General features: G+C 31.6%; 11 protein-coding genes and 1 pseudogene. 8 read left to right on the top strand and 4 right to left on the bottom strand.

Annotation, left to right across the window (positions count from 1 at the left end; genetic code table 11):
* Positions 1 to 268 precede the first annotated feature (268 nt).
* Positions 269 to 3,421 carry a DEAD/DEAH box helicase gene (locus BAQ46_RS24035; RefSeq protein ID WP_071742945.1) on the bottom strand — a complete coding sequence of 1,051 codons (3,153 nt, stop codon included), beginning with the start codon at positions 3,419 to 3,421 and terminating at the stop codon, positions 269 to 271.
* Complete coding sequence (locus tag BAQ46_RS24030) at positions 3,411 to 4,232, bottom strand: Hachiman antiphage defense system protein HamA (protein WP_071742943.1); 822 nt, start codon at positions 4,230 to 4,232, stop codon at positions 3,411 to 3,413. The genes BAQ46_RS24035 and BAQ46_RS24030 overlap by 11 nt, the downstream gene beginning before the upstream one ends.
* Positions 4,233 to 4,822: 590 nt before the next feature.
* On the opposite strand from BAQ46_RS24030, the gene BAQ46_RS24025 reads away from it, so the two are divergent.
* From BAQ46_RS24025 to BAQ46_RS24015, 3 genes are read left to right on the top strand one after another with little or no spacing between them, the layout of a single operon-like run.
* Entirely contained in the window at positions 4,823 to 7,093 is a 2,271-nt protein-coding gene (locus tag BAQ46_RS24025; RefSeq protein WP_071742967.1) for a type IA DNA topoisomerase, read from the top strand.
* Between the two features lie 44 nt (positions 7,094 to 7,137).
* Entirely contained in the window at positions 7,138 to 8,496 is a 1,359-nt protein-coding gene (locus BAQ46_RS24020) for a VWA domain-containing protein (protein WP_071742941.1), read from the top strand.
* 53 nt (positions 8,497 to 8,549) lie between these two features.
* Positions 8,550 to 8,828, top strand: coding sequence for an AbrB/MazE/SpoVT family DNA-binding domain-containing protein (locus BAQ46_RS24015; protein ID WP_046947106.1), 279 nt, complete (start codon positions 8,550 to 8,552; stop codon positions 8,826 to 8,828).
* A gap of 208 nt (positions 8,829 to 9,036) precedes the next feature.
* Here BAQ46_RS24015 and BAQ46_RS24010 read toward each other — a convergent pair whose 3' ends face one another.
* Positions 9,037 to 9,567 carry an SMI1/KNR4 family protein gene (locus BAQ46_RS24010; RefSeq protein ID WP_000609756.1) on the bottom strand — a complete coding sequence of 177 codons (531 nt, stop codon included), beginning with the start codon at positions 9,565 to 9,567 and terminating at the stop codon, positions 9,037 to 9,039.
* A 241-nt stretch (positions 9,568 to 9,808) separates the two neighbouring features.
* Here BAQ46_RS24010 and BAQ46_RS24005 point away from each other — a divergent pair, with 241 nt between their 5' ends.
* The 3 genes from BAQ46_RS24005 (at position 9,809) to BAQ46_RS31195 (ending at position 11,106) form a co-directional block, all read left to right on the top strand.
* Complete coding sequence (locus tag BAQ46_RS24005; protein ID WP_013142330.1) at positions 9,809 to 10,324, top strand: hypothetical protein; 516 nt, start codon at positions 9,809 to 9,811, stop codon at positions 10,322 to 10,324.
* A gap of 203 nt (positions 10,325 to 10,527) precedes the next feature.
* Complete coding sequence (locus BAQ46_RS31200; protein ID WP_001195496.1) at positions 10,528 to 10,818, top strand: hypothetical protein; 291 nt, start codon at positions 10,528 to 10,530, stop codon at positions 10,816 to 10,818.
* Between the two features lie 9 nt (positions 10,819 to 10,827).
* Complete coding sequence (locus BAQ46_RS31195; RefSeq protein WP_000401453.1) at positions 10,828 to 11,106, top strand: hypothetical protein; 279 nt, start codon at positions 10,828 to 10,830, stop codon at positions 11,104 to 11,106.
* 101 nt (positions 11,107 to 11,207) lie between these two features.
* Here BAQ46_RS31195 and BAQ46_RS31610 read toward each other — a convergent pair.
* Positions 11,208 to 11,381 (bottom strand): annotated as a pseudogene (locus tag BAQ46_RS31610) (GNAT family N-acetyltransferase); the annotation flags it as partial.
* Between the two features lie 264 nt (positions 11,382 to 11,645).
* Here BAQ46_RS31610 and BAQ46_RS23995 point away from each other — a divergent pair.
* Together BAQ46_RS23995 and BAQ46_RS23990 are read left to right on the top strand one after the other, a co-directional pair.
* On the top strand, positions 11,646 to 12,275 hold the full coding sequence (locus BAQ46_RS23995; protein WP_071742966.1) for a DUF1643 domain-containing protein: 630 nt from the start codon (positions 11,646 to 11,648) through the stop codon (positions 12,273 to 12,275).
* 108 nt (positions 12,276 to 12,383) lie between these two features.
* Positions 12,384 to 13,316, top strand: coding sequence for a hypothetical protein (locus tag BAQ46_RS23990; RefSeq protein WP_000635310.1), 933 nt, complete (start codon positions 12,384 to 12,386; stop codon positions 13,314 to 13,316).
* The last annotated feature ends 415 nt before the right edge of the window (positions 13,317 to 13,731 follow it).

Genomic DNA, 13,731 nt, shown 5'->3' with positions numbered 1-13,731 from the left:
CTTTTAGACAAAAAGGTCGATGAAGTCATAAAAAATCTTATAAGGGCTAATACAAATGTTGTGGTAAATGTGTACAAAAAAATAGACACGAGCAAAAATATTGCTTGTGTCTATTTTAAAATTTTTCTCGTATAAAAACTATAGTGAGGCAAATTTAATCTAGCTAGAACTTGAGCATGGTGTAGATGCAATAGTTCATCCAAAATTTAAACGACTGTATTTTGATAATAATGAAATTACAGTAATTGTGTATATTGCATTCAATTCTTTAGATGATTCTATTGTCGCTACCCATCAAGATATTATCTAAAACAGAGGTATAATATGAAGGGTAGTTTACTAGTTTGTTGCGAAAATCCTTTTCGTAACTTTGAATTAACGATTTTAACATTCTCTTATTTGCTGGTGGAGGTTGATCTATTAAAATTGTGCTCAAATCTAAAGAAATGATCCGATCAGCAAAACCCAATTCGTAAAATAGTATACTTAAAGGGGTAGGTACACCATATTTTATACGTTTTTGTAATTTCTTGAGATTGTCAACTAAATATAAATTTCGATCAGCAATTAAAGATTCAACTATTTCCGCTACTGCTCCAATTAGAAGCATGCCTTCATATGAAAATGCATTGTCACAGAGTTCTACAATATGATCTATTCTATATTTTCTACGCTGTTTTTTTGTTTTTATCCTAATATCATTTTCTTTAAGAATATCTAGTAGTTTAAAGTAGGGCAATCCATAAATCCATGCTAAAGCAACTTCTCTTAAAATTTCAGGTTTTTCGCATTTGTTAAAAATATTATTTTTAATATTCGATGCTAAAAGTGGCCATAAAACATTCAAAAGCTCCTCATAGCTTTCACACTTCTCAAGTTCTTCTAAATGCATTTTAGACCATTCTTCAATTTTTATAGCAGTTTCTACTCCGTATAGCATTTTCCCAAACAGTTTCTTTTTTGAGTTTTGTGGGATTTTTTTTGAAATATTTTTAGCTAGCAATTGGAATAAGATAATAATTTGTTCTTTCACTTGTTCTTCAGCTAGTGAATGAGCCAAAGTTTCTTTAGCGAGTGAACTTATCCATATATCTTCTGTTTCATTAGTTGAATTTTCCCAATTGGCCATCAAATAACTTTCAATAGATGAGAGTGCATTTATTTTTGATTTAACTTGTTGAATTAGTCCATCAAATGAAAATCCATCGTCGGCAAATGCTTTAGCTATTTTTTCCAATACATTAAATATTTTATCAGGATCTTCTAAATAAATTTCAAATAGTCTTATGTAATTAATATTATATGTAGTCTTCCTATCGTCGCTACATAAGGGATCAAATATCTTTAACAATGAGCTTTCAACTGGTTCTGAGTTATTAGGATCTAATAAGTTTTTTACTTGTCGCCAACGCCATTTGTTATTTTGGCTGTTACGTTTATCGTAGATACTAGGGTCTGCGAAAATAACACTACCTTCTGTATGCATACCAGAACGACCGACGCGACCAATCAAATTATGAAAATCACGAACTTTTATTTTTTCAGATCCTTGATAAATACTCGTTACAATAAGATACCTAATTGGTAGATTAACACCTTGTGCTAATGTGGATGTACATATGACGAATTTTGATAAACCTTCTTTAATTGAGTGTTCAACAGCAAGACGTATACCAGAAGGTATATTTCCATGATGTGTTAAAATCCCTAGTTTTGCACTTTTTGTGACAGAAGCTTGTGAACCCAGATGTCCATGATATAGCCAGTGCAGTTTCCTTATTTCATTTTTTTCTGATAATTCAAATGGAGTTTTTAAAGCTAATCCTCGTTCATACGCCTCCACTACCTTGTCACAAAGACTGGATACATTATCTTTCTTTCCACAAAATATTGCTACACTTCCATTTGAAATTAGCTTTAAACCTAAAAATAAAGAAACGGTGCTGCTATCGTTTTTAATAGGAAAGAAGCGTTCGGTTGTTTCTCTTCCTTTCAATTGCAGTTTTTGTTGCTCAATTATTCTGGGTACATAAAAATCTATTTCATCGGGATTTTCTTCATTCAGAAATTGAAGCTTTCCAAGACGATCCAACCAACTTGTAAGTGCTACAGTTCGATATGTAGGAGAAAGATTAACTCCTGAAACAACTTTATTTTCAGGGCCATTAAGCCAAGAACCAACCACTTCTGCATTATTGATTACAGCGGATATTAATACTTTTTGTACACCTTCAGGAACCATCCCTTTTAAAGCTGTAAGGAGTAATTCATAATTGATCCCTCGTGTATTACTATCAAATTGATGTCCTTCATCATATATTAATAATCCAATTTCCGTTGCCAATTCTGGACATTGGCGAAGCATATAAATAAGTTTTTCTGGAGTAACAACTAAGATTAAATCATCCCTAAGTATTGATTTAAGTTCAAAATCCATTTGAAGCACATCTGATACTTCATCAATATTAATAGACTCATTTTGGAATGATTTACTTAGACTGATACTAATTTCATGACATAATGCTCTAAATGGAGCCACAATTACAGCTAAAGAAGTTCTATTTGATAGAAAGGCGCTACGTATTATTACTTCTGTTGCTTTGGTTTTCCCAGCACTAGTTGGTAATTGAATTACAGCGGATTCCCCTTTAAAAACACCAGTTTTCCCCAAAAGGTGTTGAGCTGGCCAAAATTCTTGCATGAAATTTTTATTTTGTAAAATATCTTCCCAATTTTCAACGCTAATATCAGAATATATAGGTAGACATTTCCTACTAGAGTTTTCTATTCTTTTTTTTATTACTGCACCTATTACATCAGCGAAAAGTAATTCTCTTGGAGTGCCAAATGCATAAGCATTAACCCTGAGAGTGGAAATGAGGTTATAAACATGTTGCTCATACCATCCATCCTCATAAAATTTAGTTAGATAAAATGAAATATCTAATATATTTTTTGTATATATTCCGCCTTCTTCCACATAACATGGATAGAAATTCCCAGTGAGGATCCTTGCTAATAAAGTATCTAAATTCGAACATTCTAAGTTTAGATTATCTATATCGATACGATTTACTAAAACAAGTGAACTTCCTGGTAAATCGCATAAATAATAGGAAGCTGAACCTAGCAGTAAAACGTAGTCATCTAAATCTGCCTTAAGATTTGTTTGTAAATATGCATCAAAAAAATGCGCTGAAAATTTAAGGTTTTCACGCAATTCCTTTAGGTGTCGCTCGTCTGGATCCTTGGAATTCAGATGGGCTGACAAATCACCTAGCAAGCCTATTGCCAATGTAAAAAGAGTTGATGGATCTTTAGTGAGTTTTATATGATCTTCTTCATTGACATTGTATTCATTCATTTTTGCTTTTGATCTAGTAGCACTTAATAATTGTTTGGAATGTTTCTCAGGCTTCATGTGCCGCCCTCCTATACAATTCATGGACAAGGGGCATCATATCTTCACCATGAATTACTAATAATGTTAGATTATCTTTATTTGGATGCTCATTAATAGATGTATTTGTAATCATTGAAAGATCCAGTAGGTTTGAAGAAAACATAGCAACAGCCCCTGAAATCTCTTTATACGGATAATCTGTAGGATTTTGGAACCTATCTATCTTTTCAGATTCTTCAAGTTCTCTTTTCAGAAAAAGTTGTTGTTTAATTGCATTTAGTGATTCACCTTTTCTAGCTATATCTTTTTTTGAATCATCAACGGCATCCTGCAACCGTGGATTCGCCTTTGTACCAGAGAATTGTGCTTTGGTTTCGAAAATTGCTAGAGTATCTTCAGGTGAATACTCTCCATCACTAATAATTTTAAAAGCCAGGGTATCGCATCCTTTTGTAGATTCATTACTAATTGTTTTTGTACCATATCGAGTACGAGGTACCCAGTAATTTAGAATAAACTCAAGGTAATCAGCTACTAATATCTCACTGAAATCTCCAGCTCGTATACTTGGCCCTGGAGCACGAGAAGGGTCAGGAAATTTTATTCTGTTTAAGTACTCAGTTCTTGTAAATTTATAACCCTTCCTGAAATAATCAATTTCACTATCTAAACAATAATGTTGACGGAAATGTTTTGCCCATGAAGATAAAGTTTCATCATTTTGCTCATATTTAAATTCAAAAATTTCAATATTTTTACCTTCTGATGTTAAGATAGTTGTACCTGCATCTACAAACCATTTAGTATGTGATTGTGTAGTTGATATCATGTATATTCATTCCTTATTTAATATATTTTTAGGAAATATCTTCTAAGGATATTTTACCAAAAAATCACGACATTTAGTTATTTGAAAAATAAATATATTATTATTAAGATATGATTTAATTTCAGTATTAATAGGAAAATAGTGTACTAAGAGTATTATCTTCTTCAGGTAGATGTAAAAAGGTTGATGAAGCCATTAAATGGCTTATAAGAATCAATAAGGGTATTAAGTTGATAACAAGTGGACTGTCAATACAAACATTGTGGTAAATGCAGTTTTTTGTGATAAAAAAGGATAGAATAGACAGAATAATTCTGTCTGTTCTATCCTTTTCTTTTATTATTATATAATGTTTAACATTATATGCCTATTCCTGTTAAGAAAAAGGTTGATTCAAATTACTTGAAACTAAATAAAACAATTGGTTTATCTCTTTTTATATTTTCTTAGATTTCTGGATAGAAAATCTCATAATCCATATGAGGGAGACTATTTCTATAAGCTGATATCAGTTGCGGTATTTATAGAAATAGTAACAGGATAGTAAAAGCCTATTATGCTTATAAGGAGGGTTAAGAGTGTATTTATGTTTGGCAGAAAAACCGGATGTAGCAAAGAAAATTGTAGCTGCTTTTCCAAAATATAAAAAGCATGATTTGTATTACGAGATAATGCCCTGCAATGAATTTCCTAATGGTGCATATGTAGCCTATTGTATGGGGCACCTTTTGACTTTTGATGAAGAAAAAATGGAGACTAACACTCCATGGAGTTTGTCTGGATTACCTATAATGCCTAAAAATTATATTTATAAGCCAATTAAAGGAAGAGAAAAATATGTTAGAACAATAAAAAACCTGGCTAATGATCCTAAAGTTACAATGTTTATTAATTGTTGTGATTCAGCTAGAGAAGGTATGAAAATATTTACTGAAATAATAAAGTACGTAACAAATAGAAACCTTCCAACAAAATGCTTGTGGATTTCTTCTCTAACGCCAGCATCAATTAAAAAAGGAATGCAAGAATTAGTTCCTTATAAATCCAAAGAGAATTTATATCATAGTGCTTATGCGCGAGCAATAGCTGATTTCTTAGTAGGTATAAATTTATCAAGGTCTGTATCTCTAAGAATGCAATCAGAATTTGTAAGTAGAAATTCTGAAAATGGGGATTTAAGTGCTTTGAAAAGGGAAGTATTTTCGATTGGAAGGTGTCAATCTCCAACGTTACGTCTTGTTTACGATCGTATTAAACAAATAGAAGCACATGTACCAGAACCTTTTTGGACTTTAACTGGGACTTTTGAAGTGGACGGTAAAGAATATACAGGAAGATGGTTCAAAGAAGACAAGAATCGTTTTGATAGTGAAGAAGAAATAGAGGAACTTTCAATTCGATTAGTTGAAGAACCAGCTGTTATAAAGGAAGTGAAAAAGGAACGTAAGGCATTTAAGCCACCACAGTTTTTTGATTTAACCAGACTTCAATCTACTGCTAATAAATTATTTAAAATGGATCCTAAGGAAACTCTTCATCATGCAGAAAACTTGTATTTAGCTGGTTTGTTGTCTTATCCCCGTGCAGATAACCCGTATATTACGGCAGCTGAAGCACCAATCCTTTCATCAGTTTTAGAAAAGTTAAAGTATACCGAGTCATACTCTAAATATTTACCTGCTCCAATACGTAGTACTGATTTGTCCTCGCGGTATATAAATGAGAAGAAGGTCTCAGATCATCACGGAATTATAGTATTAGACGTTCCTAAGGATTTTTCTAAATTAAATCCTGGTGAAAAAGCAATATATGATTTGGTGGTGAAACGAGTAATTGCCGCGCATCACGAAGATGCATTGTATGATTTTACTTCAATTATCACAGTTGTAGACGAAACAGAAACGTTTTTAACTAAAGGGAAACAAGAAGTGAGTTTGGGTTGGAAGATGTTATATCAGAAAGAACAAGTATCTGAAGAGAAAGATGATCAAGAAGAGGAAAATGAAGAAGTGGCCCAATTACCGGATGTAAAAGAAGGAGATACAGGGACAATTGTTGATACGGAAATTAGTAAAGGAATGACAAAAGCCCCACCATATTTGACACCTGGAACACTAGTTGAATTTATGGAAAATTGCGGTTCACTTATGGAAGAAAAAGAAATGCAAAAAATCCTTAAAAAAACAAGTGGAATAGGTACTGTTGCTACACGTGATGGTATTATCCATACATTATATGATCGTGGATATTTAATTAATAAGAATAATAAGGTACTTTTATTAGAGAAAGGCCGGATGTTAATGGATGCACTTGGCGACAAGATGATTGTGTGTTCACCTGAATTAACGGCAAAATGGGAAAATGTTTTAGAGGCAATCTCAGATGGCCGAATTGATTATAAGCAATTTATAGGTAAGGCTGAAAAATTAGTTGTGAAGCTATTAAATGATATTGAACAAATCTCTAAATCGTGGAATTTAGATTCTTCAATTAAAAAAATTGAAGAATCTAAAAGGAAAGAGGAAGAGAAGAAGTTACTAGGTTCGTGTTTAAAGTGCGGGAGTCAAGTGGTTCTAAAAAAAGGTTTTTATGGCTGCACTGCATATAGTACGACAGGTTGTGATTTTCAGATTAAAGAGAAGATATTAGGTAAGAAAATATCTAGTGCACAAGTGAAAAAACTATTGAAGGATGGAAAAACAAACACGATTAAGGGATTTAAGAAGGGGGAGGACCTTTTCGATGCTGTGTTGTCATATAACGTAGCAGCTAATAAGTTAGAGTTTAAAAAGCCTGAAATTAAAGAAAAGGTGGAAAAGAAGGAAAGAACCATTCAAATTTCAATTTTTAATCAACAGTAAAACATTGAATCTGTTTTCATTGCAGGAAGAAATGAGGTTTTAAAGTGGGGAAATCATTATTTAATGTAATTGGAATAACACTGGGGTTCTGTGTATTTATTACTGCGTGTTCAAAATCAGATACTATGCCTTCTAAATCTAATGAACCAAAAAGTGAAGTAGTTGAAAAGGAAATCAGCAAGAAAGAAATTAAAAAAGAGGATACCAAGACATATGAGTCGTTATTTGCTACTAATGCCCCGTTAATGATTCAAGAAGGACCAGGTAAATACGCAAAGGAAAGAGCACTATCATCAGAAGAAATGAATGAACTTAATCAGGAATTGATGAAATTACCAAAAGATTTAAGTGCAGAACAAATATATGTACAATTACTAAATTTACAGGCGCAAAGTTATAAAGATGCTGTAAGTAAACTGGAGGGAATAATTCCTGAATTAGCGATTAAAGAACAAAATAATGACAATGTACATTCTATAAAACCAAAAGCTAAATCCCTGAATGTGGAGATCTTACTTGATGCAAGCGGGAGTATGGCTGGTAAAGTTAATGGTGAAGTTAAAATGGAAGCAGCTAAGAAAGCTATTTACAACTATCTTGATAAGATTCCGGACAATGCCAATGTAATGTTAAGGGTATATGGACATAAAGGAAGTAATAATGAAAATGATAAAAGTTTATCCTGTGGATCTTCCGAGGTAATGTATCCATTACAGCCTTATAATAAGGAGCAATTCAATGCTGCTTTATCTAAATTTGGTCCAAAGGGTTGGACGCCGTTAGCATCCGCTATAGAGTCTATAAATGATGATTTTAAAGAGTATACCGGAGAAGAAAACCTAAACGTAGTATATATTGTGAGTGATGGAGAAGAGACTTGTGGAGGAGACCCAGTTAATGCTGCCAAAAATCTCAACCAATCTAGTACTCATGCAGTTGTAAATATCATTGGATTTGATGTGAAAAATAGCGAACACCAGCAATTAAAGAATACTGCAGAAGCAGGAAAAGGGAATTACGCGACAGTAAGTAGTGCTGATGAATTACACCAAACTCTTAATAAGGAGTATGAAAAACTATATAAAGAATGGGGAAATTGGAAGATTGATCAATACTTCAGTCTGAATACGCAGTGGGCAGATTTATATATGGATATTAAAAAGGCTCATATGGAGATTAATGATGTAATTAATAAAGAGCATTATAACTTAAAGAATAATATTTCTTACTTAAGTGAGAAAGAAATAATTGATAATCATAAAAAACTCAGTCTTGAAAAGCTTATTAAGCTTCGTTTTGAAACACTAACTAGTTATTATAATAATAGGGAAAAGGAGTTAATAAATCTTATAACTGAAAATGAAAAGAAAATGAAACAGCAATTGGAGCAATCTAAGCCATAATGTAAAAGTGTTAAAATATAAATGGTTGATAATTTATTAGGGGGAATAATATTATGAAAGCAACTGGAATTGTTCGAAAAGTTGATGAGTTAGGCAGAGTTGTAATACCAAAAGAACTCAGAGATACGCTAGGCATAGGGATTAAATCACCATTAGAAATTTTTGTTGATAATGAAAATATAATTTTAAAAAGATATTCACCTTATAATGCTTGCCAAATTACTGGAGAGGTAACTGAGAGAAATATAACTTTAGCAGATGGAAAAATTACATTAAGTCCTAATGGAGCTAGACATTTAGCTGAAGAATTAGAAAAGTTTTTAGTGAAATAGGTTTAATATCCTAAGGGTTTCATTCGCAGCAAGTACCATCTGTAAAAATGGATTGTTTACTAGGACAGAATGGTATCTTAAAAGATTGTGTGAATTTCTCATAATCAAGACCTAAATTGAATAGGCTTAGATAAATTAAAGGACATTACATATTTAATATGTAATGTCCTTTCTTATGTAGCTAAAGTACACATTACTTTAGCTACATTTATTCACAATTCTCTTCTTTTAAACAAATTTCGATGAAGGCAAAAATATTCTTTGCCTCGATAGCACGCTTTCCCCAGTCATGGTAATAGTATAAAACCTGTCCTGTTAACCCAACTTCAGATGGATCTGTATCAATGCAAAGGTAATCTCCGCCACCATTTTCTGCAATTGGAATCCACTTAGAATTCCAAAGAGCTGGTTTAAGCTCTTTTTCAATATCTGGCTCTAAATCATCATCCGGATCGAATTCTTCCTGTAAAAATTCCCAATTTGATATAATTTCAGAAATGGGAGACAGGGTCAAATTTCTTACAAATGGATTCACCCCTGGTTCCCAAATTTGTCCGTTATACACTTTATAAAAGCTCTTCATTTCTTCAGGTAGTGTAAGTCCTAGTGTATCCTCAATAAGTTGGAAATCTTCAGCACTTGCACCTGGCTGAAGATTTAACGATTCTTTAAAGTTACTTTCAGAATTTGAACCTCTTTCGATAATCCGTTGCCACAACCATTCAGCTTGATTTATCATGCCATTTATATGCCCCTTTTTGATGTTTGAATAATTAGTATTTTTATAATGTTCAATGGTATTTTAACATAAGTTATCCAATATATGTATAATTTGATTGGATTATATCTTAATATTAATATTGTTAAGAGATAATAAAGTTGTTAAATTCTTATTGAACTAACGGTGCAGGATAGTTGAATAAGGATGATGATATACTTAAGGGGGAATTTACTTTATTTTATAATTTATGAGGTGGAAAATGGACTCTTTAGAATTAAACAAATCTAAATATATTGTCTCTAATATCAAAGAAATTTTGCATAATAAGCTTATTCTTGATAAACCGTTAACTAAAGATGAGGTAAAAAAATTAAACCTAGTTAATCCCCCTGTATACGAAAATGAGAAGTATCTCATTCAAAAACGGTGGTTTTATAGTATTAATATCGGAGAATGGGAAGATGTTGATATTATTATTCAGGGGAATAATGAAAATCCCGATGTGGAGATTATCGAAATGGCAGAAAAAACATTTGATGAACTCCATCTACATATAAGCTGTGCATTAAAATATTTACAGAAATTCTTCCCTAATCAAGAAATGAAGAACTACTATCTATCCACAATATGTTTTGGAAAGATGGTTAATTTTGATGATTATATATTTTCTGGGTTTAGTTTAGCTTTTATTTATGATGGTCACTTTGAGTTTCAGTATAAAGTAAAATTTAAAGACGATGGATGGCCAATTGGTTTTGAAGGTGGGCCACTTTAATAATAATAGATAATTTTTTCTTATTGAACTAATGGGTACTTTAGTTGAACAAGATTTAAGAGTGTCTCTCCAAGTCCTTATAAATTGAAGGTTAGATTAGAAAGTGTAAAAGGGATATTAGTATTGTTTCTCATTACTGAATAAATCCTTTTTGGGAGTGTGGAGGTTATACTAGATATAAAAAAACGAAAGGGGATTATAATTTGCAAACATATACATGGAACCTTGGTGATGCATCACTAACATTTTACAACGGTACTATGGTTCCATTTCAAAAAGGGGAGCTTGCTACTACGACTCGTGACATGATGTATTTTTATTACGATGTTCTTCTACAAGTGCGTCAGGAAACGCGTCGTATCTTGGTTCGTAATCATCCAACAGCGCATTATATTACGGAAGCGATTCATACGATGATCCATCACCCAACAAAGACAAAAGGGTATTTGTTAGAACATACAAGAAGTATTCCTGATTATTTCCGTAAAGTCTAGTATCATCAAATGGAAATTGCTGATTTATTCTGGCGAGATATGTTTATTCGTCTTGAAAAATATCAGTATGAGGTAAAGAAGTCATATGAAGAAACGGTAACAGAAACTACAGAATATAAAATAACCATTGGTTCCATACCAACTGATTCTGAATCCAATAGTAATTTTGTTTGGTATATCAATGGGGTAACGCAGGAGAAATTACAAGAACTTGCAACAGTCATTCAGAATTTTACAGAGGATACTATCAAGCTATACAATCATGGCGTAGAAACAGAAATAAGATAACATAAGAATAGAGAACAAGTTTCGATTGTGCTTTTTAAAACTTGTTTCCTATTCTTGATTTAGTATGAAGGTTAATTGTAATAATTCCATCAAACTGTAGTTTATAACTGTATGAGAGTATGTTCATTATAGGACTGATTATGTCTAAAATAGCGTTGTTTAATAAATGAAATTAATGACATTGAATTAAAATTCTTTTCGATATGTGACAGGATATTTAGATAAGTATCTATTTCATTGTTATAGCTTTCATTTTGTTTACTTAGAAATGTGTAGTTTTATATAAAAGATTGATCAATTAAAACAAAGTTCGATCATTTATAATAAAGTTTGATTAAAAATCCTGTGTAGATATGCAGGTTTTTTTATTCAACAATCAGTCCAGATTGTTGAATAATTCTTTAATAAGGAAATTCCCAAAAATTTCATAGGAATAAGAACAGTAAATTGTTATTATTCTAATATGATTTAAGTATTAAGATTGATGAGTGCATGAATATAATCATTTAAACGAAGCAGGAGTGGGAAAAGTGGTAATAATGTACGACTTAACAAAAGTCAATCAACCTAGAATTGCTATCGATAAGGAAGCTTTTATAGGAAATGTAGATATCAGATATTCTTTAACAATACCATTTTTGAACAGAAGAGAGGGCTCGTCAGTAGGGATTATATTAATGAATCCTTCTGGAGCCAACAAAGATAACTCAGATGATACTGTTAATAAGCTAATTGATTTTTTCTATGACTATCAAATAGATGGACATCAAATTAAAGATATTAGCATTTGTAATGTCTTACCGGTCTATGCAAGCAATACTTCCTCGGCTTTAAAGGAAATTAGATCTTTAAACGAAGCGAATGTCCTGGATAGAGTTCAAAAGGTAAATGAAGCTAAGTTGGCAATTGCAACGAAGGGTAAGAGGCTTATAGTAGTAGGTTGGGGAATACCAGAAGCTAAAACCATTCCCCACCTACTTTATTATAAAGAAGTTCTGCGTATTGTTGATTTACTTTCAATATTACACAAAGATGATTTATATGTTTTTGATATTAAGAATGCTATTAGCACTTTTACCGAGAACGGAGATCCACGTCATGCTGGACGTTCTGTTATTTTAAAAGACTTAATAAAGATAAGTGTTCCTGAATTATTTGGTCTAGGTTAATTTAACCAAACGTTCAAATAGTTAATTCAGTAGTATATGTTTGTTCAAAAACAATAATCCAACAATATATGAGGAATGAAAAAATGATGTTTATTAGGGGGTGGAGTGATGATAGTTATAGATAAGCTTGATGAAATTGAAGAAGAATATACAGAAAAAATGAAAGAACACGTAGAAATAATTGTCGAATGGCTCTCAAAAGGTTTAGATTTATCTAGGTTAGATTATATATATTTTCCTAACGATTTTGATAAAGCTATACTGGAATTTCAGATTGAACAAGGTATATCTGAAAGAGGTGTAACAAACAATGCTATGGGAACTACATTCGGAAAAACAATTGAACTAGAAGTAAATGGAGAACTGAAAGATAGAATTTTTCTTCGTAAAGAAATTTTATTACAACTGTTATTAGGAGAGGGATATGCTCAAAAGTTATCTTTGAATACTCTGCATCATGAATTATGTCATGTTCATGATAATAATGATTTGGCGAAAATGTTTGATTTTCAAGCGGAATTAGATATGGAATCCGATACTATTTATAGTGTATTAAATGCACATGCAATGAACATATTCAGCGAATATATAGTTCCTAAAATGGCGGTTACTACTAAAGATCCAAATACTATTATAGATACAAATTTTTTAGCAGATATAATAAGTTATACTCAAAAAGAAGTAAAAAAAGATATTGAAAAGTATCAAAATGGAGAGATAAATATATATAATTTTTTCGGAGAACTTCAATTAAAGACTAGCCATTTATTAAAGGTGTTTTCAACTATTATAGGTGAGCTGGATGGTATTACAAAAGAAACAGAGTTAATTAATGAACAACTATTAGATAGTTTTATAAGTAATTATCAAATAAGTGATTGTTGGTTTTCTTTAAAATCCGCACTTAGAGGATTAAACAAAACTTATCCTAATTGGACGCAAGTTGCTGAAATAGAACCTTTAAAGAAGTGTATTTTAAAAACATGGAATACATATGGTGTATATCCAGATGTATATGGAATTAAAATCCTAGAAAATTAAATATTATTTATAGGTCTCAAAAATTAATATTACACTATTTTTAAATGATGGTTTATCCTACTATTTATGGACGATGCGACTCCTAGCTTAAAATTGAATTACAGCAAAAAGTTAGGTGGGAGACTAACCACACATTAAAGCTTGATGAATTCAGCTGAATAAATGAACTTAAAGACACAAGAGTACAACTTAATGTAATAAAAAAGAGCCATATATGATACTATGGCTCTTTTTAGGTATTAAAACGTTTCTCCATGTTCTCTCATTACGTAATGGATAGAGTTATCTTTTACTTTGGGTGCAAATGTTTCTCCGTGTTCAGCATTTTGTATTGTGTTGTTTGAAGTAAAACCAAAAACGGCTACTAATCCTAGAGTGATACCTAAAACTTGAATTACTTTCTTCATTATTTTAG

This window comes from Bacillus paranthracis (assembly GCF_001883995.1).
GTDB classification, from domain to species: Bacteria; Bacillota; Bacilli; order Bacillales; family Bacillaceae_G; genus Bacillus_A; species Bacillus_A paranthracis.
This window is presented reverse-complemented; position numbering and strand designations above follow the sequence as displayed.